Origin of the sequence: Halomonas sp. THAF12 (assembly GCF_009363675.1) — a bacterium.
In the GTDB taxonomy this organism is placed as follows: Bacteria; Pseudomonadota; Gammaproteobacteria; order Pseudomonadales; family Halomonadaceae; genus Halomonas; species Halomonas smyrnensis.
In genome coordinates this window covers 1,116,707-1,138,934 of the sequence record NZ_CP045399.1, presented here as the reverse complement: position 1 = coordinate 1,138,934, position 22,228 = coordinate 1,116,707, and the positions used below count along the sequence as shown (strand labels likewise).

General features: G+C 69.9%; 17 protein-coding genes. 9 read left to right on the top strand and 8 right to left on the bottom strand.

All coding sequences use genetic code 11. The features are described 5' to 3' along the window. Positions 1–33 precede the first annotated feature (33 nt). The 4 genes from FIU88_RS05125 to rhmD all read right to left on the bottom strand — a co-directional run bounded on the left by FIU88_RS05125 (position 34) and on the right by rhmD (position 3,308). Positions 34–804 carry an SDR family NAD(P)-dependent oxidoreductase gene (locus tag FIU88_RS05125; RefSeq protein ID WP_152478417.1) on the bottom strand — a complete coding sequence of 257 codons (771 nt, stop codon included), beginning with the start codon at positions 802–804 and terminating at the stop codon, positions 34–36. Positions 805–872: 68 nt separating this feature from the next. After that, complete coding sequence (locus FIU88_RS05120; protein ID WP_152478416.1) at positions 873–1,763, bottom strand: amidohydrolase; 891 nt, start codon at positions 1,761–1,763, stop codon at positions 873–875. After that, on the bottom strand, positions 1,763–2,089 hold the full coding sequence (gene rhaM, locus FIU88_RS05115; RefSeq protein WP_152478415.1) for an L-rhamnose mutarotase: 327 nt from the start codon (positions 2,087–2,089) through the stop codon (positions 1,763–1,765). The genes FIU88_RS05120 and rhaM overlap by 1 nt, the downstream gene beginning before the upstream one ends. A 34-nt stretch (positions 2,090–2,123) precedes the next feature. Next, positions 2,124–3,308, bottom strand: a complete 1,185-nt coding sequence (rhmD, locus tag FIU88_RS05110) for an L-rhamnonate dehydratase (protein WP_152478414.1) — start codon at positions 3,306–3,308, stop codon at positions 2,124–2,126. Between the two features lie 246 nt (positions 3,309–3,554). Between rhmD and FIU88_RS05105 the strand changes: the two genes are divergently transcribed. After that, entirely contained in the window at positions 3,555–4,490 is a 936-nt protein-coding gene (locus FIU88_RS05105; protein WP_152478413.1) for a LysR substrate-binding domain-containing protein, read from the top strand. Positions 4,491–4,503: 13 nt separating this feature from the next. Here the strand turns inward: FIU88_RS05105 and FIU88_RS05100 are convergent, their stop codons facing one another. Beyond that, positions 4,504–6,201, bottom strand: a complete 1,698-nt coding sequence (locus FIU88_RS05100) for a murein L,D-transpeptidase (RefSeq protein ID WP_152478412.1) — start codon at positions 6,199–6,201, stop codon at positions 4,504–4,506. A 182-nt stretch (positions 6,202–6,383) separates the two neighbouring features. Between FIU88_RS05100 and FIU88_RS05095 the strand changes: the two genes are divergently transcribed. The 4 genes from FIU88_RS05095 (at position 6,384) to FIU88_RS05080 (ending at position 9,932) form a co-directional block, all read left to right on the top strand. After that, on the top strand, positions 6,384–7,085 hold the full coding sequence (locus FIU88_RS05095; protein WP_152478411.1) for a murein L,D-transpeptidase catalytic domain family protein: 702 nt from the start codon (positions 6,384–6,386) through the stop codon (positions 7,083–7,085). A 305-nt stretch (positions 7,086–7,390) separates the two neighbouring features. Continuing rightward, positions 7,391–8,740 (top strand): MFS transporter, encoded by a 1,350-nt coding sequence (locus FIU88_RS05090; protein WP_152478410.1) that lies wholly within the window; start codon positions 7,391–7,393, stop codon positions 8,738–8,740. Positions 8,741–8,993: 253 nt separating this feature from the next. Then, entirely contained in the window at positions 8,994–9,482 is a 489-nt protein-coding gene (locus tag FIU88_RS05085) for a peroxiredoxin (RefSeq protein WP_016855532.1), read from the top strand. A gap of 21 nt (positions 9,483–9,503) precedes the next feature. After that, complete coding sequence (locus tag FIU88_RS05080; RefSeq protein ID WP_152478409.1) at positions 9,504–9,932, top strand: GFA family protein; 429 nt, start codon at positions 9,504–9,506, stop codon at positions 9,930–9,932. A 118-nt stretch (positions 9,933–10,050) separates the two neighbouring features. Here FIU88_RS05080 and FIU88_RS05075 read toward each other — a convergent pair whose 3' ends face one another. The 3 genes from FIU88_RS05075 to FIU88_RS05065 all read right to left on the bottom strand — a co-directional run bounded on the left by FIU88_RS05075 (position 10,051) and on the right by FIU88_RS05065 (position 16,024). Beyond that, complete coding sequence (locus FIU88_RS05075; RefSeq protein WP_152478408.1) at positions 10,051–12,183, bottom strand: PhoX family phosphatase; 2,133 nt, start codon at positions 12,181–12,183, stop codon at positions 10,051–10,053. A gap of 129 nt (positions 12,184–12,312) precedes the next feature. Then, complete coding sequence (cobA, locus tag FIU88_RS05070) at positions 12,313–13,200, bottom strand: uroporphyrinogen-III C-methyltransferase (protein WP_152478407.1); 888 nt, start codon at positions 13,198–13,200, stop codon at positions 12,313–12,315. 25 nt (positions 13,201–13,225) lie between these two features. After that, entirely contained in the window at positions 13,226–16,024 is a 2,799-nt protein-coding gene (locus FIU88_RS05065; protein ID WP_152478406.1) for a nitrate reductase, read from the bottom strand. Between the two features lie 353 nt (positions 16,025–16,377). Between FIU88_RS05065 and FIU88_RS05060 the strand changes: the two genes are divergently transcribed. From FIU88_RS05060 to nirB, 4 genes are all read left to right on the top strand, one after another. Next, positions 16,378–16,971, top strand: a complete 594-nt coding sequence (locus tag FIU88_RS05060) for an ANTAR domain-containing response regulator (RefSeq protein ID WP_016855528.1) — start codon at positions 16,378–16,380, stop codon at positions 16,969–16,971. Beyond that, entirely contained in the window at positions 16,968–17,999 is a 1,032-nt protein-coding gene (locus tag FIU88_RS05055; RefSeq protein ID WP_152478405.1) for a CmpA/NrtA family ABC transporter substrate-binding protein, read from the top strand. The genes FIU88_RS05060 and FIU88_RS05055 overlap by 4 nt, the downstream gene beginning before the upstream one ends. A gap of 286 nt (positions 18,000–18,285) precedes the next feature. Then, positions 18,286–19,608, top strand: a complete 1,323-nt coding sequence (locus FIU88_RS05050; RefSeq protein WP_152480137.1) for an NAD(P)/FAD-dependent oxidoreductase — start codon at positions 18,286–18,288, stop codon at positions 19,606–19,608. After that, complete coding sequence (nirB, locus tag FIU88_RS05045) at positions 19,605–22,121, top strand: nitrite reductase large subunit NirB (protein ID WP_152478404.1); 2,517 nt, start codon at positions 19,605–19,607, stop codon at positions 22,119–22,121. The genes FIU88_RS05050 and nirB overlap by 4 nt, the downstream gene beginning before the upstream one ends. Positions 22,122–22,228: the final 107 nt, after the last annotated feature.

Sequence of the window (22,228 nt, the reverse complement as noted above, 5' to 3'; positions counted from 1 at the left end):
GGTATCCTCGGCCCATGGCCACGAGTGAATGAGTTACTGGAGGTTGACGAACATGCCGCCGTCGACCAGCAGCGAGGCGCCGGTGACGTACTGCGACATGTCGGACGCCAGGAAAGTGATCGGCCCGGCCAGATCCTCGGGACGCCCCAGGCGACCCAGCGGGGTGCGGCTGACCATGTACTCGCGCTTCTCGGCGTCGGCCAGGTCATCCTTGTTGATGTCGGTCTCGATGGTGCCGGGCAGGACCGCGTTGCAGCGGATGCCGTAGGGCCCCAGCGCGATGGCGCAGGACTGCATCAGCGAGACCAGGCCGGCCTTGGTCGGGGTGTAGTGTGTCTGCATGCCTCCACCCACCAGGGCGCTGATCGAGCTCACGGCGATGATCGCGCCGCCGCGTCCCTGGCGCTTCATCTGGTTGGCGGCCGCCTGGACGGCGAAGTAGGCGCCGTTCAAGTTGGTGTTGACCGTCTCCAGGTAGAGCTCCTTGGGCATGTCGAGGAAGGCATGGAAGGGGCAGATGCCGGCGTTGTTGACGAAGACGTCGACGCCGCCGAAGTGCTCCACCGCGGCCTCGACCAGCTTGTCGCCCGTGTCGGGATCGCCGGCCGGGGCGCCCACGGCGCAGGCGCGGCGCCCCAACGCCTCGATCTCGGCGATCAGCGCCTCGACGCCGGGACGGCTGGACTCGCTGCCGCTGTAGCCGATGACCACGTTGGCGCCCTGGCGGGCGCACTCCAGGGCGGCGGCACGCCCGATGCCGCGGGACGCGCCGGTGATGATGACGGATTTATCGTTGAGCAGCATGAAGGCTCCTGAAGTTGGCGAATGGGGCCTGCCTCGCGGGGACTGCCCCGAGGCAGGCGTGGTCTGTCTTACAGGCGATAGGTGCGCCGGGCGTTGTCCATGAACAGCGCCCGCCGTTCGTCCGGCGACGCATCGGCGACGATCTCGGCATAGGCCCGCCAGATCGCCGGATACCGGGCATAGAGGCCATCCACCGGGAAGTTGGAGGCGAACATGCAGCGCTCGACCCCGAAGGCATCGAGCGCCTCGAGGATCAGCGGGCGGATGCTGCCTATCGTCCAGTGATGATCGAGCATGCCGAAGCCGCTGAGCTTGAGCCTGACGTTGTCACGCGCGGCCAACTGGCGCAGGCCATCGCGCCATTCGCGCCAGCCGGTCACGCCGTGGCGGTCCACGTACATGCCGGCATGGTTGACCACCAGCGGGATATCGGGATGCGTCTCGGCAAGGCGCGCCGCCTGTGGCATCTGCGACGGATAGAGCTGCAGGTCAAACGACAGCTCGTGACGCGCCAGCAGACGGAAGTTCTCGCACCAGGACGGCTCGGCCATGTAGTGGCGCCCGACATAGTCGTACAGCGGGTCGGCATGAACGTTGAGGATCTGGCGCACGCCGCGTACCCGGTCGGAAATCGCGCACTGAGCCGCGAGCAACTCGCCGGCCTCCGGCCGCGACAGGTCGGCCCCCACCACCAGGGCGGTGGGCAGCACCGGCTTGCCTCCCTCTTCGACCAGCCCGGCCAGCCAGCGCGTCTCAGCCAGCGGGTCGACGGCATCGGCCTCGACGTGCACCGCTCCCATCAGCTCGATGTCGCCGACGTCGGCCAGCAGATCCCGCGGACCGTAGTCTCGGGCCATGGGCGAGTAGTCGCCGAGCAGGTTGGGGGACGGGTGCTCGAGCCAGGGCTGATTACCCTGGCCGAGGTCCCAGAAATGCACATGGGGGTCGATCACTTGCATCATTGGTCTCCGGGTCGGAACGCAAATACCTCGTCAAGCGGGACGCTGACGGGGGCATTGTCCTCACGAGTGTCCATGATGTCGGCCATGTAGTCCCACCAGCGGCGCATCACCGGCAGGTCGGGCAGCGCGTCGACCCGGTGTTCCTCGTGCAGCACCATGATGGCGAACAGATGCCGCGTCTCGCCGTCGAGGAAGATGCGATAGTCCTCGATGCCGGCCTCGCTCAGCGCCGCGGCGAGTTCCGGCCAGAGGGCATCATGGCGACGCCGATACTCGGCTTCCTGGCCGGGATGCAGTGTCATGCGAAAGGCGCGAATCGGCATGCTCCCCTCCTTGACTGGTCGTTGGCGTGTCGACTCAATGGGTATAGGGGCGTGCCAGCTCGCACTCGGGATTCAGGCGCACCCCAAAGCCGGACTTGTCCAGCTTCGATGCCGCCATGCGACCGTTTTCCGGCACCGGCTCGTCGAGCAGCAGCGGGTTGAACATCGGCACCACCTCATCCGCCTTGGGCGCCATCATCAGGAACTCAGCGAAGGGGCTGTTGTGGCGAGTAATGACGAAGTGGTAGCTGTAGACCGAGGATCCGTGCGGAACGACAAGCTTGTTGTGGGCATCGGCCAGCGCCGAGATCTTGATCAGCTCGGTGATGCCGCCGCACCAGCCGACGTCAGGCTGGATGACGTCGCAACAGTCCATCTCCATCAGCAGGCGGAAGCCCCAGCGCGTCGCCTCATGCTCGCCGGTGTTGACCAGCATGCCCTTGGGCACGTCGCGCTTGAGCTGGGCATAGCCCCAGTAGTCATCGGGCGGCAGCGCCTCCTCGATCCACTTCAGCCCGTACTCCTGAGCACCCTGTGCCAGGCGGGTGGCGTAGTTGAGATCGAGGCTCATCCAGCAGTCGTACATCAGCCAGAAGTCGTCGCCCACGGCGCTGCGCATCTCGGCCAGATGCTCGAGGTTACGACGCAGACCTTCCTCGCCCTCGGCAGGGCCATGAACCAGCGGCATCTTGCCGCCGATGAAGCCCATGTCCTTGGCCAGATCGGGCCGCGCGCCGGTCGCGTAGAAGGTCAGCTCGTCACGCACCGGTCCGCCCAACAGCTGATGCACCGGCACGCCGCGCACCTTGCCTAACAGGTCCCACAACGCCAGGTCGACGCAGGAGATGGTGTTGATCACCACGCCCTTACGGCCGTAGAACAGCGTGGCATTGAACATCTGGTCCCAGATCTTCTCGATGTCGGTAACGCGCTGCCCCTCGATGAAACGAGCCAGATGCTTCTCGACGATCCAGGCCCCGATCTCGCCGCCAGTGGTCACCGCGAAGCCGATGGTCCCGTCACTGGCCTCCAGCTCCACCACCAGGGTGCCGAGCACATTGAGCCCGAAGCTGCGGCGATTCATCCGGTACTCCGGATACTTGCTCATCGGCGTGGCGATCTGCGAATCGATCCAGTGGCCCTCGGCCTGATCGTGGTAGTCCGCTCCCCCACCGCGAACGGTAAAGGCACGGACCTGCTTGATGGTGACCTCGCTCATGGACTCCCCTCTCTGGCATTGAACGCGATTTGCTTCTGGGAAAAGTTCTACCCACGTGAAGCAAGACCGACCAATGAGAATCCCCCGCCAAGTGATACCTTTTGGTTATCAGAAAGCCAAAACCCACGTGATAAGCTGGCTCGCGCCGGTCTCGATGACGCTCTGTTTTTCCGATAATTCGACTAATGTCGTAACCAGACCACTTGGCAACACGTCATAATTTTCAGGTATCAGAGAGGACACGCCATGGAGGGCTATCAGGCACTGCTGAGCCGCCTGAGATACAAGCACCTGCTGCTGGTGGCCACGCTGGGGCGGCTGCGCAACCTTCATCAGACGTCGGCGGCCATGCACATGTCACAGCCGGCAGCCACGCGCATGCTGAGCGAGATAGAAAAGGTCTTCGGCAGTCGGCTATTCGAGCGCACCGCCAGAGGAATGACACCCACCGCGGTGGGCGAAATGCTGATCGAATTCGCGGATAACGCCCTGACTCGCCTCGACCGTTGCGCCGAGGAAATACAGCGTTATCAGCTTGGTGGCAGAGGCCAATTGACCATAGGCACGATCATGGGGGCCGCCCCGGATCTCGTGGCACAGGCCGTGATCCAGATGAAGCGTGAACGTCCGATGCTGCAGATTCGCCTGATGGGTGAAACCAGCGACCAGTTGGTCGAACTGCTCGAGCAAGGCAAGATCGATATCGCCATCGCTCGCTATGCCACTTCCCTGCAGCAACAGCATTTCGATTTCGAGCCGCTGGGCGACGAGACACTGGTCACGGCGGTGCGTCGCGACCACCCTCTGTGTCGTCACGAGTCGCTGCCACCACTGTCACAGCTGCTCGAAGAGTGGCCATGGCTGCTGCAACCCATGGCCACACCGGCACGCCAAGCATTGGAAAAGGAGTTCGAGACGGCGGGACTGGTCTCCCCTCGAGACATCATCGAATGCGGCTCGATCTTCGCCGCCTTGCAGCTGGTCCAGCAGAGCGACTGCCTGATGGTGATGTCCGAAACCGTGTTGCGTGATCATCTCGATGCCGGCCTGATCACCACTCTCCCGCTCTCGTTGGGACGCGCCCTGACGCCATTCGGGATTCTGACCCGCAAGGACACCTTCCATGGCGAGCCAATCAGTGGTTTCTGCGAGATTCTCCGCCGCTCTGCCGCTGACCGCTGACCGCTGAGCGATATCAGAGCCCTGCCATGTCATTTTCTCCCTTCTCTGCAGACGCTACTGACAAGGCGGCCATCAGCGCCGGGTCGCGGTCGTAGACGTCCGGCCGGAAGCTGGCCAGGCCGCCCGCCTCGCCCTCGGCGGTCCAGTAGTGCAGCGCCAGCGGCACCGGCCTGGCCAGCGAGACGTTGTCGGTCGCGCCGCCGGCCAGCCGGCGCTCCAGGGCGATGCGCGAGCCGCTGTCGTCGATCAGCAGCCGGGTCAGCTCGGCGACGTTCTCCACGCGGATGCAGCCGGAGCTCAGCGCCCGTTGCGGGCGCCGGAAGAGCCCCCGGGCCGGGGTATCGTGCAGGTAGACCAGATGGTCGTTGGGGAAGCGCAGCACCAGCCGGCCGAGCGGATTGCGCGGGCCGGCGCGCTGGCGCAGCATCACCGCGCCCGGCTGCTGCCAGTCGACGGCCTCGGGGTCCAGACGGCGGCCCTGCGGATCGATCGCCTCCATGTCGTGCTCGCTCAGGTAGCCGAGGTCGCGCCGCACCCGGGGCAGCACGTCCTCGCGCATGATGGTCGGCGGCACCGTCCAGGTGGGGTTCAGGGTCAGATAGGTGATCTCGGAGCGCAGCACCGGCGAGGCGCGGTCGGGCTGGCCGACGATGACCCGCGCGCCCCAGCGCTCGCCGTTCGGGCGATGATAGTCGAGCCGCTGGCCGGCCAGGTCGACCTCCAGCCGCCACTCGGGGCGCTCGCCGGAGAGCCAGCGGGCCCGCTCCAGATTGGCGCGCAGGGTCTCGATGCGCACCCGGGCCGGCACGTTGAGCGCCGCCCGGGTGCGCGGGCCGATCACGCCGTCCTCGGCCAGCATGTGCCGGCGCTGGAAACGCCTCACCGCGGCCGCCAGGGTGTCATCGAAGCGGTTCTGGGCCGGCGCCTCGAGGGCGATGTCGGGAAGGCTCGGGAGATAGTGCGTCACGTCGGCGGCCATCACCTCGAGCTCGCCGATCATCGCCAGGCGGCGGCGCAGCAGCGCCACGTCCTCGTCGACGTCGCCGGGCCGCAGCGGCGTCTGGCGCGCCGGCAGGGTCGGCCAGCCGCCCAGGCGGGCGATATGGCGATAGCGCATCAGCGCCTGGCGCAGCCCGGCGTAGGTCTCGCCCTCGGGGCGCGCCAGGGCCAGCGCCCCCTCCGCGTCACCGGCCTGGAGGGCCCGCACGATGCCGACCAGATCCAGGCGCGGCGGGGCCACCGGAATCTCCCAGTCGGGGTAGACGTCGCGAGGATCGAGGCGCCCGCGCTGCAGCTGGGTCAGGGCGTCCAGCAGGGCGCGGCTGGCGTCCAGGTCGAAGCGCGCCCGGGCGGCCTCCGACGCCGCCGGAGCGAGCGCGGTCTCGGCCTCCCGCGCCAGCCGCTCGGGGCGATAGTCGCCGGGATCGAGCCCGTCGTCCTCGAGGGCCTCGAGCAGCGCGATCAGGGTGGTCACCGCCGCGCGATCTTGCCAGACTGGCGCGCCGCCCTGCAGCGCGTAGAAGCGCGCCAGTCGCGGCGAGGCCGCCTCGAGGCGCTCGCCCAGCGGGGACGGGGCGGCCACCGCGGCCGGCTCGCCCCCATCGACAGGAGCGGCCGGGGCCTCGGCACTCGCCGCGGCCGGCCAGCAGGCCAGCAGCAAGACCATGCCGCTGCGCCGCAGCTCTCGGGGTAGGACGTTCGCGACTCGCATGATGTGGCCTCCTGGCATTCGACTGATGAGACTGGTCTTCCTGACCGCCTTGTTCATAATACGACAAACCGGCGACATGGCGCCCGGCCATGACCGACACGCGAGGCCCCGAGCACCGACAGATGACCACCCCACCTCACCACATGAGACGCCGTATGTCCTTGCCGCGCTCAAGGAGCCTGATGGCTCCGCTGCTGGCCGCCACCCTGCTGCTGGCCATGCCCGCCTCGGCGCGGGACTTCCTCGCCCGGGCGGTGACGCCGCTCGCGCCGCCCTCCCCGCTTTCGAACCGCCTGACGGACCTCGCTCCCACCGCCGACCCGCAGGTCCTGCGCCTGGCGGCCCAGGCCCTCTCCTGCGCCGATCCCGGCGCCGAGCGGCTGGCGGTGATCGACTTCTCGCTGCCCTCCACCGAGCAGCGGCTGTGGGTGTTCGACCTGGTCCACGACCGGCTGATGTTCCGCGAACTGGTCTCCCACGGCCAGGGCTCCGGCGATGCCCTGGCCAGCGAGTTCTCCAACGTGCCGAACAGCCACCAGTCGAGCATCGGCCTGTTCCGCACCCTCAACAGCTACGAGGGCAGCAACGGCTACTCGCTGCGCCTGGAGGGCCTCGAGCCCGGCGTCAACGACAAGGCCTTCCAGCGCGCCATCGTCATGCACGGCGCCGACTACGTCAGCGAGTCCTTCATCGAGCGCACCGGCAGGCTGGGGCGCAGTCACGGCTGCCCGGCGGTCCGCGAGGAGATCGCGGTGCCGCTGATCGACAGCCTCAAGGAAAGCCAGTATCTCTTCACCTACTACCCCGATCCCGAGTGGCTGGCCGACTCGGCCTTCCTGCGCTGCCCCCGCGACGACCGCCGGCTGGCCGCCGTGACGCGCTGAACGCTTTCCCCCTTTCCCCGCCCACGTCTCGCCGCCACAGGCACCATATCGGCGCATGACCGGACCAGACGGGCACGGTCATGCGCCATCCCGCGCCGTCCTCGGCGCCCGCCCTCCTCTCGCCAGATATCTAACACGCTGAAAAAGCGGATTTCCCCGCGTCATGGCAATGCGTATGCATGAGCATCGACAGTGAGCGCCAGACGTGGACCAGGCCCCTCGGGGTACGAGTGCGTCGGACCCGACCTTCAACGGCGAAGGCCCAAGAGATCGCGTGTTCGAACGTCATTCGACGAGGTACCCCCATGGAAATCCGCAACAAGGCCAGCAGGATCCGTCTGCTCAACTGGAAGATGCCGCAGATGCGCGCCTTCCACTTCTCGTGGTTCGCCTTCCACCTCTGCTTCTTCGGCTGGTTCGGCATCGCCCCGCTGATGGCGGTGGTGCGCGACGACCTCGGCCTGACCAAGACCCAGATCGGCAACACCATCATCGCCTCGGTCGCCATCACCGTGATCGTGCGGCTGGCCATCGGCGTGCTGTGCGACCGCATCGGCCCGCGCCGCGCCTACACCTGGCTGCTGTGCCTGGGCTCGCTGCCGGTGATGTCCATCGGCCTGGCCGACAGCTTCGAGACCTTCCTGCTGGCTCGCCTGGCCATCGGCGCCGTCGGCGCCTCCTTCGTGATCACCCAGTACCACACCTCGGTGATGTTCGCGCCCAACGTGGTCGGCACCGCCAACGCCACCTCCGCCGGCTGGGGCAACCTCGGCGGCGGCACCACCCAGATCGTGATGCCGCTGGTGTTCTCCGGCATTCTGATGCTCGGCGTCAGCGAGGCCGTCGGCTGGCGCCTGGCCATGGTGGTGCCGGGCGTGGTGATGCTGCTCACCGGCATCGCCTACTATCGCTTCACCCAGGACGCGCCGGACGGCGACTTCGATGAGCTGCGCGAGCGCGGCGAGCTGCCGCCGGCCAGCGGCGAGCACGGCATGGGCGCCAGCTTCAAGGCCGCCGCCAGGGACGTGCGCGTGTGGGCCCTGTTCGTGGTCTACGCCGCCTGCTTCGGGGTCGAGCTGACCATCAACAACATCGCCGCCATCTACTACTTCGACAACTTCGATCTGAGCCTGGCCACCGCCGGCATGATCGCCGGCCTGTTCGGGCTGATGAATCTCTTCGCGCGCACCCTGGGCGGCATCTTCTCCGACCTGTTCGCCCGCCAGGGCGGCCTCAAGGGCCGGGTCCGCTGGCTGTTCATCGCCATGCTGTGCGAAGGCGTGGCGCTGATGTTCTTCTCGCAGATGCAGGTGCTGGCGCTCGCCATCGGCATCATGCTGGTGTTCAGCCTGTTCGTGCAGATGGCCGAGGGCGCGACCTTCGGCGTGGTGCCCTTCATCAACAAGAAGGCGCTGGGCGCGGTGGCCGGCATCGTCGGCGCCGGCGGCAACGCCGGTGCCGTGGCCGCCGGCTTCCTGTTCCGCTCCGAGTCGCTCTCCTACCAGCAGGGGCTGTTCTATCTCGGCATCGCGGTCATCATCGCCTCGCTGTGTGCCCTGGTGGTGCGCTTCTCCCCCGAGGTCGAGGCCGAGGAACAAGCCGCCTACCACGAGGCGGCCGGCGACGCGGGCGAAGGCGCGCTGTCGCTGCGCTGATTCCCGCCCCACGCCACCGGCGCCCCCGTCGTTCCGCGGCGGGGGCGCCGTCGTCTGCGCCGACCTGGCGTGGCAGAAGAGCCGAAGAAGGTTTGCAGAGCGCCCCGCTTGGGGCCACGCTGGGACGAGCGCCTCCCTCGCGAGGCATTGCATGACGGCGGCATCCGCGTGACCCTGAACGGCCGGGCATGACGGCCGCCCCCGTATCGCGCGCGGCATGCCCGCCCCCATCCCACCGAAAAGGAGCTTCCCCATGACGATCGCCACCGGTGACCGCCTCCCCGACGTCACGATCAAGACCAACGGCCCCAAGGGCCCCGAGGATCTCGCCATCGGCGACTTCTTCGCCGGCCGCAGGGTCGTGCTGTTCGCCGTGCCCGGCGCCTTCACCCCGGGCTGCTCCAACACCCACATGCCCGGCTTCGTGGTGCACGCCGATGACATCCTCGCCGCCGGCGCCGACGCCATCGCCTGCATGGCGGTCAACGACGCCTTCGTGATGGATGCCTGGCAGAAGGACCAGAACGCCCAGGCGATGACCATGCTGGCCGACGGCAACGCCGAGTTCACCCGCGCCCTGGGCCTCGACATGGACGCCAGCGGCGGCGGCATGGGCACCCGCAGCAAGCGCTTCGCGCTGGTCGCCAACGACGGCGTGGTGGAATATCTGGGGGTCGATACCCAGAAGGGCGTGATCGAGGCCAGCAGCGCCGACGCCATCCTGGCCCATCTCAAGGGCTGAGCCGGCCCGAGGAGGCATGCCATGCACGACGCCATGACCCTGACCGGCCGCTGCCTGTGCGGCGCCGTGGCCCTCGAGGTGCAGGCCTCGCGCCAGAACATCGGCGCCTGTCACTGCCAGATGTGTCGCACCTGGGGCGGTGGGCCGCTGCTGGCGCTGGAATCGGTCTCGAGCGTCCGTCTCGAGGGCGAGGACAGCGTCAGCGTCTTCGCCTCCTCGGACTGGGCCGAACGCGCCTTCTGCCGCCACTGCGGCACGCATCTGTTCTATCGCCTCAAGACCGGCGAGCACTACGCGGTGCCGGCGGGGCTGGTCGACGTGGGCCAGGCCTGGACCTTCGACAGCCAGATCTTCATCGACGAGAAGCCGCCCTGGTATGCCTTCGCCAACGACACCCGCAACCTGACCGGCCGGGAGGTGTTCGAGGCCTTCCAGCGGAGCGACGACTGAGGCCCCGCCTCGGCTCGGCTCAGCCCCGCCGCCAGCCCGACGAAACGAAGCGCCCCCGGCATTGGCCGGGGGCGCTTCGCATCGGGGCAGGGAAAGGGGCACGCCGGGGCCGGCGCGATCAGACGCCGATGATGCCGCCATCCTCGCGCTGGATCACCACCGTGGAGGCCCGCGCGCGCACGCTGCCCCGGGTCTCGACGGTGGCGTCGTCGCCGGCCGGCCAGTTGCCCGGGTGCTGGATGTTGATGAACATCGCGGTCTTGTCCGGCGTGAGGCAGATGCCGGTCACCTCGCAGCCGTTGGGGCCGACGGCGAAACGCTTGAGCTGGGCCTGGTTGCCGCCGCCGACCACCGAGGCATCGCCCTCGGCCCGGCTGACGTTCTGGGGCACCACCGCCAGCAGCTGGTCGTTGGTGTACTCCGTCACGCCCGCGTAGCCGTTGTCGGTCTGTATCCACAGGATGCCCTGGCCGTCGCCGCGGTCATCGTAGTGCAGGCCGTCGGGGCTGGCGAACTGGTTGAGCTCGGTCAGGCCGGAGACGTTCTCGGCATCGCCGACCGCCGCACCGAACACGAACACCTCCCAGTCGAAGCGCGTCGAGCCGGCGTCCTCGCGCCAGCGAATCACCTGGCCGCCCTCGTTCTCGGCCCGCGGGTTGGCGGCATTGGTCGGCGCCGTGGCGTAGCCCACGCCCGCTTCCTGGATATCGCCGCCGTCGTTGGTGTAGGTCGCGGCGGTGCCTTCCTCGGTGCGCTGGGAGTTGTTGGTCAGGGTCATGTAGACCTCGCCGGTGGCCGGGTCCACGGCGCCCCACTCCGGGCGGTCCATGGGCGTGGCGCCCATCAGGTCGGCGGCATCGCAGGTGTGAATGATCACACCGGCCTGATCGTCCGCGGCCAGGCCCAGGGCCTCGGCCAGGGTGCGACCGTCGCGGGTCTCGGCGCCCGGGGTCAGCGGCAGCCACTCGCCACGGCCATCGGCCTCGAAGCGCGCCACGTAGAGGGTGCCGGCGTCCATGTACTTGGCACCGAGGGCCAGGCGGTCATAGCTGGCCCCGGGGCGGTTGGCGTCCGCCGGGTCCCAGAGGGCCTCGGAGACGAACTTGTAGATGTACTCGTTGCGCGCGTCGTGACCGGAATAGAACACCACCGGCTCGCCGGCCACCAGCTTGCCCGGCCAGCAGCCCTCGTGGCGGAAGCGGCCCAGGGCGGTGCGCTTGACGGCGCGCTCGCCGGTGTAGGGGTCGATCTCGACGATATAGCCGAAGGTGCGCGGCTCGTTGCGATAGTCGTCGACGGCCGAGGCGCCCGTCGGGGTGGCGTTGAAGCGGGCGAACTCGTCGTTGCGCTCGCTGGCATCGCCGGCGGCGGTTTCCCAGCCGTAGCGGCCGCGGCCCTCGGAGACCCCGAGGCGCTGGTCGTCGCGCTGGCGCTCGGCATTCTTGACGAAATAGCCCGGCCAGTTCTCCTCGCAGGTCAGGTAGGTGCCCCAGGGGGTATAGCCGTTGGCGCAGTTGTTGTTGGTGCCGCGGGTCAGGGTGCCGTCCGGCGAGTACCGGGTCCTGACGTAGTCGCTGCCGGCCACCGGGCCGCTCAGCGCCATCTCGGTGGCGCTGGTGTAGCGACGGTTGTAGGCGGAATCCGCCACGTGCCGCCAGCGACCGCCGTCGCCCTTCTCGAGCTCGACCAGGGTCACGCCGTGGGCGTTGATCTCGGTGCGCACCTCGTCGGCCGGGCGCTTGCCCTCCTCGGCGTTGGTGGCCCCGCCCTTGGGCGCCCAGAGGGCCGCCTGGTCGATGTACTCGTTGTTCATCGCCAGCACGAAGCGGCGCGAGGCGGACGACTCGTCCAGGGCGAAGTTGTGCATGCCGTCGTGGTGCATGCCGACGCTGTTGGCCTGGATCTCCGGCGTGAAGGCGAGATCCTCGCGCCAGTCCGGCGCCTGGCCGTTGAGCGGCGTGCCCCAGGGAATCAGCACCTGAGCGGTGTAGCCGTCCGGCACGACCACAGCATCGGTGCGCGAGCCGCGAATGGCATCGAAGGCCAGCGACAGCGGCGTCTTCTCGGCGCCCGCGGCCTCGGCACGCCCGGACAGGCCGCTCAGGCCGAAGCCGCCCAGCATCGCCATGGCGGCCATGCCGAGTCCGCCCTGCATCACGCGACGGCGCGAAACATGCTTTTCCAGCACCGAGGAGAACGGCTCGTTGGCACTGCGGTTCAACAGGCGATGGTCTTCGATTTCCTTGCTCATCCTGGTCTCCTCACGGTCAGACGTCGTTATGCGGCCGGCATGTCGGCGCCTTCCCGGGCGCCGCTGCCGGCATCAGTCAGCCAGGGGAGCATGCGTGACGAGGGTGACAGTAAGATGACGCACCGTGATCTAGGAGACGAACGCCTCGGGTCTTGCCGTCACGGCCCCGGCCGGCGTCGCCTCGACCATGCGCACCACGCTGCCCACCACGATCAGGCACGGCGACGGCAGCGGCGTCTCGGCGAGGCGCGCCGGCATGTCCGCCAGGGTGCCGGTCAAGGCGGCCTGCTCGGGCAGGCTGGCGTTGGCCACCAGCATGATCGGCCAGTCGTCGGGCAGACCGGCGCCACGAAGCTCGGCACAGATCGCCTCGACCTTGGCCAGCCCCATGTAGAACACCAGGGTCTCGTCGCGGCGGGCCAGCGCCTGCCAATCCGGCGCGCCGCCCTCGCGGCACAGCTGCGCGGTGACGAAGCGCAGCTGCTGGGCGTGGGCGCGGTCGGTGAGCGGAATGCCCATCGAGGCGCAGGCCGCCGAGGCGGCGGTGATGCCGGGCACGATCTCCGCCGGGACGTCGGCCTCGGCCAGGGCCGCGAGCTCCTCGCCCATGCGGCCGAACACGCCGGGGTCGCCGCCCTTGAGACGCACCACCGACTTGCCCTGCCTCGCCAGCGTCACCAGCAGCGCGCCGATCTCGTCCTGGGGCACGCTGTGGTGGCCGCTGGCCTTGCCGACGTAGTAGCGCTCGCGGCCGGCGGGGATCAGCGCCAGCACCTCCTCGCCGACCAGCCGGTCATAGACCACGGCATCGGCCTGGGCCAGCAGCCGCGCGGCCTTCAGCGTCAGCAGCTCGACGTCGCCGCTGCCGGCGCCGACCAGATGGACCCGCCCGGGGCGACACTCGCCGCGCCGCGAGACCCGCGCGGCATCATCGTCCGCTTCGCCGACGCGACCGGCCCTCCCTCGCGGCGACAGGCCCAGGCCCAGGCCCAGCCTGGCCGAGCCCAGCCGGGCCAAGGCAGAGAAAGCGCGGCGCAGGGCATCAGGCGACGCGAACGGGGATCTTGGCTGGCTCGGAGCGCGCATGGCCACTCTCCTCTTGTGTCGTGGAATCGAGCGCCTGGGCATCGGCGCCGGCGTCGACGGTGTCCGGAGCATGCTCCTCGACCAGCGACTTGAGCTCGGGAATGCAGCTGCCGCACTGGGTGCCGCAGGCGAGCCGTGCGCCCAGCGCCTCGACGCTGGCGTCGCCGGCGCGGATGGCCTCGACGATGGTCGTCTGTCCCACCTGATGGCAGCTGCACACCAGCGGGCCGGCATCGGCCTCGCCGGCGTCGCAGCCGGCCAGCAGCCGGCGACGCACGTCGCCCTCGAGCGTCGCCTCGGCGAAGCGCGCATCGAGCCAGGAAAGCCCCGGCAGCTCGGCGGGCGGCGCCACCATCAGCCACCAGCGCAGCCGGCCGTTCTCGAGCCCCGCGGCGCGCAGCCGACCGCCGGCCGGGTCGTCGCTCCACAGGCTCGGCGCCGTGGGCAGCCACTGCCGCACCCAGGCCAGCCAGTCGCGCGGCGCATCGTCCGTCTCGCCGCCGGCGAGCTGCCAGCGCTGGCAGTGGGCCAGCGGGATGCGCGCCCAGTAGGCGCCGTCGTCGCGGCCGGCGAAGTCGCCGGCTTCGCCGGGGGCGATCAGCAAGGTCGCCTCCCAGCCCACCGCCAGCGGCGCCAGGCTCACCGCGCCGTGCTTGGCTTCGGGCTGGCCGGAGATCGGGTCGAGATGGGCGGCGAGCAGGCCGCCGGTGCGCGCCGCGCCGGTGAAGCGGTCGGTCCAGTGCATCGGCACGAAGGCCTCGCCGCGGCGCTGGCCCTTGGTCAGCCGCACCCGGGCGCGGTACTCGCCGCCGGCGCCGGTCAGCCGCGCCAGCTGCTGGTCGCCGACGCCGAAGGCGGCGGCGTCCTCGGGGGTGATCTCGATGAAGGGCTCGGCGCGGTGATTCATCAGCCGCGGCGCCCGGGCGGTGCGGGTCATGGTGTGCCACTGGTCGCGCACCCGGCCGGTGTTGAGGCGCAGCGGACGCGCGGCGCTGAGCGCCTGTTCGGGGCCGCGCGGACGCACCGGCAGCAGCCGGGCCCGGCCGTCCGCGGTGGCGAAGCGACCGTCCTCGAACAGCCGCGCGGTGCCGCGCGGGGCCTCGGCGGTCACCGGCCACTGGATCGGCGCCAGGGCGTCGTAGCCGGCGCGGTCGAGCCCCGCCAGCGCCGAGATGTCGAACGGCCGCGCCTCGTGGCCCGGCTGCCCGGAGGCGTTCTCGAAGCCGGAGAGCCGGGCGTGCTCGGCGAAGATCTCGCCGGGATGGCCGTAGTCGAAGGCCTCGCCGAAACCCAGCCGGCGCGCCGCCTCGCAGACGATCCACCAGTCGTGTCGCGCCTCGCCCGGCGGCGGCAGCATCCCGCGCTGACGCGAGATCCGCCGCTCGGAGTTGGTCACGGTGCCGTCCTTCTCCGACCACGACGAGGCCGGCAGCACGATATCGGCGTAGGGCAGCAGATCGGTGTCGGCCATGCATTCGGAGACGATCACCAGCGGGCACGTCTCGAGCGCCGCCCGCACCCGATTGGCGTCGGGCAGGCTGACCGCGGGATTGGTGGCCATCACCCACAGCGCCTGGATCTCGCCGCGCTCGATGGCCTCGAACAGCGCCACCGCCTTGTGCCCCGGCGCCTCGGGCAGGGTCGGCGTCAGGTGGTCGGTGGCCCAGAAGCGCGTCACGCGGTCGCGCGCGCCGGGGGAGTCGTAGTCCATGTGGGCGGCGAGCTGGTTGGCCAACCCGCCCACCTCGCGGCCGCCCATGGCGTTGGGCTGGCCGGTGATCGAGAACGGCCCGGCGCCGGGCAGGCCGATCTTGCCGCCGGCCAGGTGGCAGTTGATGATCGCCTGGCACTTGTCGGTGCCGCTGGACGACTGGTTGATGCCCTGGGAGTAGAGGGTCACCACGTGCAGCTGGCTGGCGAACCAGTAGAAGAAGGTCTCCAGCCGCTCGGCGTCGACGTCGCAGTCGGCGGCAATGGCCGCGATGGACACGTCGTCCTCGCGGGCCGCGGCCAGGGCCGCGTCGAGCCCGTCGGTATGCTTGCCCAGATAGACGTCGTCGAGCCGGCCCTTGTCGGCCATCCAGGCCAGCAGGCCGGTGAACAGCCGGGCGTCGCTGCCGGGCCTGAGCCCCAGGTACAAATCGGCGATCTCGCAGCTGTCGGTGATCCGCGGGTCGATCACCACCACTCGCATCAGCGGATTGCGACTCTTGGCGGTGCGCAGGCGCTGATAGAGCACCGGATGGTTCCAGGCCAGGTTGGACCCCACCAGCACCACCAGCTCGGCCTCCTCCAGGTCCTCGTAGCAGCACGGCACGGCGTCGGCGCCCAGCGAGCGCTTGTAGGCGGCCACCGCCGAGGCCATGCACAGCCGCGAGTTGGTATCCAGGTGCGGCGTGCCGAGAAAGCCCTTGAACAGCTTGTTGGCGACGTAATAGTCCTCGGTCAGCAGCTGGCCGGACAGGTAGGCCGCCACGGCGTGATCGCCGGCGCGCTCGCGGGTGGCCTGGAGGCGGCCGGCCACCGCCTCGAGGGCGGTGTCCCAGTCGACCTCGACGCCGTCGACCCGGGGCCGGGTCAGGCGGCCGTGATCGCCCAGGGTCTCGGCCAGCGCCGAGCCCTTGACGCACAGCCGCCCGTAGTTGGCCGGGTGGTCGCCGTCACCCTCCACGCCGGTGATGCGCCCGTCCTCGATGTCGGCCGTCACGCCGCAGCCGACGCCGCAGTAGGGGCAGGTGGTGCGCGCCTGTTGCATGCTGCTCTCCTCGATCATGGTCCCGACACGACGACGCCCACCGCCATGCCGGGTGGGCACGGGGGTGGGCGTCGTTGCCGTGAGTCGCCGCCGTGGCGACTCGGGAATGTCTTTCCATGAGAAAAGCAAACGGCATGCCAGGCGGAAGGAAAGCGTCGGCACTCAAGCCATCGCGGCCGTCTCGGCGATCTCGCCTGCACCAGCCGGCGGCATTTTCCGCCCCGCTCCGCCTCTTCGTGGTGCAAAAGGACGGCGTCGGCGACCGATGCACCACCGTCGCTCGGCGCCGATGCGGCTGGAATGGCTCTTGCATGAACTGGGCCTGACCGTTTCCCCATCACGAGCCCTATGCCATGCCCCAGCCCTTGCGAATCCTGCTGGTCGACGACGAGAGCGTGCGCGCCGCCATGGTCGAGGAGGCCCTCGGCCAGGAGGGGCACGAAGTGATCTGCCACCTGCAGAGCCCGGCCAGCCTCAACGACATGGTCGAGCGCCACGCGCCCGACGTGGTCATCATCGACATGGAATCCCCCGACCGCGACACCCTCGACAGCATGTCGCAGCTGCACCGGGAGAACCCGCGGCCGGTGGTGTTCTTCGCCGACCAGCACGATCCCGACTCCATGCAGGCCGCCCTCAAGGCCGGCGTCAGCGCCTACGTGGTCGACGGCCTGGTGCCGACCCGGGTCCGGGCGATCCTCGAGGTCGCCGTGGCCCGCTTCGACGCCTTCCAGTCGATGCGCCAGGAGCTCGACCGCACCCGCACCCAGCTCGCCGACCGCAAGCGCATCGAGAAGGCCAAGGGCATGCTGATGAAGCACCAGGACTGCGACGAGCCCCAGGCCTACCAGACGCTGCGCAAGCTGGCCATGGACCGCGGCCAGCGCATCGGCGAGGTGGCCGGCAACGTGATCGATATCCTCGAAGGACTGGAGAAAGGCCTATGAGCATGCCCCATGCCCCCGAGCGTCCCCGACTGACCCTGGGCATCGTCCCGCTGCTGGACGCCGCCCTGCCGATCGTCGCCCGGGAAGGCGGCTTCTTCGCCGCCGAGGGGCTCGACGTCACGCTGTCGCGGGAGAGCGCCTGGTCGACCCTGCGCGACAAGCTGGCCGCCGGCATGCTCGACGGCGCCCAGCTGCTGGCCCCGCTGCCGCTGGCCATGAGCCTCGGCGCCTCCGGGCCGCCCTGCGACGTCCTGGCGCCGCTGGTGCTCGGCCGCAACGGCAATACCCTGGTGCTGTCGTCCTACTGGGCGGAAGGCATGGCGACGCCCCTCGACGGCTCGCCCGGCGGCCGGGACCCGGCCGTCAACGCCCGCGACTTCGCCGAGCGGCTGCGCCGGCGCGGCGCGCCACGTCCGCGGCTGGCCATGGTCCACCCCTTCTCCGGCCACCACTACCAGCTGCGCGACTGGCTGACCCTGGGCGGCCTCGACCCCAATCGCGACGTCGAGCTGGTCGCCCTGCCGCCGTCGCGCATGGTCGAGGCCCTCGAGCAGGGGCGCATCGACGGCTTCTGCGTCGGCGAGCCCTGGGGCAGCCAGGCCGCCCAGCGCGGCGGCGGGCATGTCGTCGCCACCGGCGCCCAGCTGTGGCCCGACCATCCCGAGAAGATGCTCGGCGTGACCCGCGACTGGGCCGGGCGCCACCCCGCCACCCTCGCGGCCATGATCCGGGCCCTGGTCGCCGCCGCCGGCTGGCTGGCCGAGGCGCCCGAGCACCGTCGCCAGGCCCGGGACTGGCTGGCCCTGCCACCCTATCTGGATCGCGCCCTGGAGCATCTGCCGACGCTGCCGCTGGGCGAGCCGCCGGTGGCACAGCGCCTCACCGGGCTGCGCCCGGAGGTCGGCGAGATGGCAAGGGTCGTGGACCACCTGACCCGCCAGCTCGACGTCCCCCTCCGGCGCGGCGTGGTCGAGGCCTGCTACAGCCCCGTGCATTTCGATGCCGCGACGCACCAGGAGCGTGCATGACGGCGCCGTCAGGGGCCGCCCCGGCGGCGGTCATCGCCCGGCGATGATTATTTAACTCTCTGAGTTTTCTGACTTTCACCCTGTCCTGGCCCGAACCTTGATAGGAACAGGCCAGAACGGAGGGCCCGGCCCTTCGGCGGTCAACGGCGATCGCACCTCGAAGTCCAGACGAAGACGTCTCCACGCTCCCCAATGCCGGGGAGCGTCGAGGCGTCTTCTGCGTTTATGGAGGGAATCCGAGATGAGTCCCGATGACCCGACAGCCACCGCCTTGCCCGATGGCCCCATGCCATCGCCCGCGGCGCCCGTCGATCACCTGGTGATCGTCGGCAACGGCATGGCCGGCCAGCGACTGGTCGAGGCGCTGGTCCAGCGCGAGGGCGCGCCGCGCCGCATCACCCTGATCGGCGCGGAGGCCTGCCCCGCCTACAACCGCATCCTGCTGTCGCCGCTGCTGGCCGGCGAGATGGAACGCGAGGCGCTGACCCTGCGCGACGCCGACTGGTACGCCGAGCGCGGCGTCGAGCTGGTACTCGGCGAACGGGTCGAGCGCATCGATCGCGCCGCCCGCCGCCTGACCACCGTCGGCGGCCGCGAGATCGCCTACGACCGCCTGGTGCTGGCCACCGGCTCCACCCCCGCCCTGCCGCCGGTCGACGGCCTCGAACTCGACGGCGTGCACGCCTTCCGCGATCTGGACGACGCCGCCGCCCTGACCCGCGCCGCCGAGCGCGGCGGCCGCGCGGTGGTGATCGGCGGCGGCCTGCTGGGCCTGGAGGCCGCCGAGGGACTACGTAAACGAGCGCGTGCCGGCCTGTCGGTGAGCGTGCTCCAGCGCGCCTCGCGGCTGATGAACCGCCAGCTCGACGCCACCGCCGCCGGCCTGCTCGAGGCCGAGTTCGAGGGCCGCGGGCTCGAGATCGTCACCGGCGCCGACCTGGAACGCCTGGAGGACGACGGCCGGGGCCGCGTCAGCGCCGTGCGCCTGGCCGACGGCCGCCGGCTGCCCGCCGACTGCGTGGTGCTGGCCATCGGCATCGCGCCCAGCGTCGAACTGGGTCGCCGGGCCGGCCTCGAGGTCCACCGCGGCATCGTCGTCGACGACCGCCTGACCAGCAGCGACCCGGCCATCCACGCCCTGGGCGAATGCTGCGAGTTCGAGGGCCGCACCTATGGCCTGGTCGAGCCGATCTGGCGCCAGGTCGAGGTGCTGGCCGCCGGGCTGGCCGGCGAGGACGTCGAGGGCTACGTGGAAGCGCCCACCGCGACCAAGCTCAAGGTCAGCGGCATCTCGCTGTACGCCTTCGGCCCCATCGAGCCCGGCGTCGACCACGAGGTGCTGACCTACCACGACCCCGAACACGGCGACTATCGCCGGCTGCTGCTGCGCGACGGCCGCCTCGAGGGCGCCGTGCTCTATGGCGATACCGCCGCCGGCCCCTGGTACTTCGCCGAGGCGCTGGCCGGCCGCCATCTCGACGCCTGCCGTCAGGCGCTGCTGTTCGGCCCGGCCGATGCCAGGGCCCTGCTCGACGCCACGAAGGCCGAAGCACCGAATCCCGCCACGCCCCACGCCCAGGACCGCTCCCCGCAGGAGGAAGCCGCATGAACACGCCCAGCCAAGCAACTCCCCCGCTGATCATCATCGGCAACGGCATGGTCGGCCATCATCTGGTCGAACAGCTGATCGAACGCGGCGCCACCGAGCACTACCGCATCACGGTGTTCGGCGAGGAGCGCCACCGCGCCTACGACCGCGTTCACCTGTCCGAGTACTTCGCCGGCCGGGACGCCCAGTCCCTGGCCCTGTGCGACGCCGACTTCTACGCCGAACACGGCATCGAGCTGCGCCTCGCCGAGGAGGTCACCGCCATCGATCGCGACGCCAGCGAGGTGATCACCGAGCGGGGCCGCTATCCCTATGCGCGGCTGGTGCTGGCCACCGGCTCCTTCCCCTTCGTGCCGCCGATTCCCGGCCACGAGCGCGACCACTGCCTGGTCTATCGCACCCTGGACGATCTCGACGCCATCCGCGCGGCGGCCGCGGACGCCACCACCGGCGTGGTGGTTGGCGGCGGCCTGCTGGGCCTGGAGGCGGCCAACGCCCTGCGCGGCCTGGATCTCGACACCGCCGTGGTCGAGTTCGCCCCCCGGCTGATGCCGATGCAGGTCGACGCCGAGGGCGGCGAGCTGCTGCGCGAGAAGATCGAGGCGCTGGGCGTGCAGGTGCTCACCGACCGCGCCACCCAGCACATCGAGGACGGCCAGGCCAGCCGCCACCGCATGGTGTTCCAGGACGACAAGGTGCTGGAGACCGACCTGATCGTGTTCTCCGCCGGCATCCGCCCCCGCGACCAGCTGGCCCGCGACTGCGCGCTGGAGATCGGCGAGCGCGGCGGCGTGGTGATCGACGACCGCTGCCTGACCAGCGACCCGGCGATCCTCGCCGTCGGCGAGGTGGCGCTGTGGCAGAACAGCATCTTCGGCCTGGTGGCCCCCGGCTACCAGATGGCCAAGGCCGCCGCCGACACCCTGCTGGGCGGCGAGCTGACCTTCGACGGCGCCGACATGAGCACCAAGCTCAAGCTGCTCGGCGTCGACGTGGGCGCCATCGGCGACGCCCACGGCAGCCGCAGCCCCGGCGCCCGGACCTTCCGCTATCTCGACGAGCTCAAGCAGGAATACCGCAAGCTGGTGGTCTCCGGCGACGGCAGGAAGCTGCTCGGCGCCATGCTGGTGGGCAACAACGACGCCTACGACACCCTGATGCAGTACTACAGCAATGGCCTGGAGCTGCCGGAGGATCCGGCGGCGCTGATCGTGCCGTCCTCCGAGGGCGCGCCGACGCTCGGCGCCGACGCCCTGCCCGAAGACGCCACCATCTGCTCGTGCCACAACGTCACCAAGGCCGCGATCTGCGAAAGCCTCGACGCCGGCGCCATGGACCTCGGCGCGGTCAAGGCCGAGACCAAGGCCAGCACCGGCTGCGGCGGCTGCGCGGCGCTGCTCAAGAACGTGGTCGACCACGAGCTCGAGGCCCGCGGCGTGGAGGTCGACACCTCGATCTGCGAACACTTCGCCCACACCCGCCAGGAGCTGTTCGACATCGTGCGGGTCGAGGGCATCCGGACCTTCGGCGAGCTGATCGACAAGCACGGCGCCTCCGACGCCCATCGCCTGGGCTGCGATATCTGCAAGCCGGCGGTGGCCTCGATCCTAGCCTCCTGCTTCAACGAGCCGATCACCGACGCCGCGCACATCCCGCTGCAGGACACCAACGACACCTTCATGGCCAACATGCAGAAGAACGGCACCTACTCGGTGGTGCCGCGGGTGCCGGGCGGCGAGATCACCCCGGACAAGCTGATGGTGCTGGGCCAGGTGGCGCAAAAATACGGGCTCTACACCAAGGTCACCGGCGGCCAGCGCATCGACCTGTTCGGCGCCCGCCTGGAGGACCTGCCCGACATCTGGGGCGAGCTGATCGCGGCCGGCTTCGAGACCGGCCACGCCTACGGCAAGTCGCTGCGCACCGTGAAGTCCTGCGTCGGCAGCACCTGGTGCCGCTACGGGGTGGCCGACAGCGTGGGCATGGCGATCCGGCTCGAGCATCGCTACAAGGGCCTGCGCTCGCCGCACAAGCTCAAGTTCGCCGTCTCCGGCTGCACCCGCGAATGCGCCGAGGCCCAGAGCAAGGACATCGGCGTGATCGCCACCGAGCACGGCTGGAACCTCTACGTGTGCGGCAACGGCGGCATGCGCCCGCGCCACGCCGAGCTCTTCGCCACCGACCTCGACGACGCGCAGCTGATCGCGATCATCGACCGCCTGCTGATGTTCTACGTGCGCACCGCCGACCGCCTGCAGCGCACCTCGGTGTGGCGCGAGAACCTGGCGGGCGGCCTCGACTACCTCAAGGCCGTAGTGCTCGAGGACAGCCTGGGAATCAACGAGGAGCTCGAGGCCCAGATGCAGACCGTGATCGACAACTACGAGTGCGAGTGGGCGGGCGCCATCAACGATCCGGAGAAGCTCAAGCGCTTCCGCAGCTTCGTCAACGATGCGCGCCCCGACCCGGACATCATCGTCACCGAAGAGCGCGGCCAGTTGAGACCCGCGTAAGGCATCGCGCTTCCGATAGCGGGATCGACGCCGGGGACAAGCCTAAGCGAGGGGTTTTTGGCCATGGATGGCCAAAGTAGCGCCCAGGGATGGGGTCATAGCGCCCT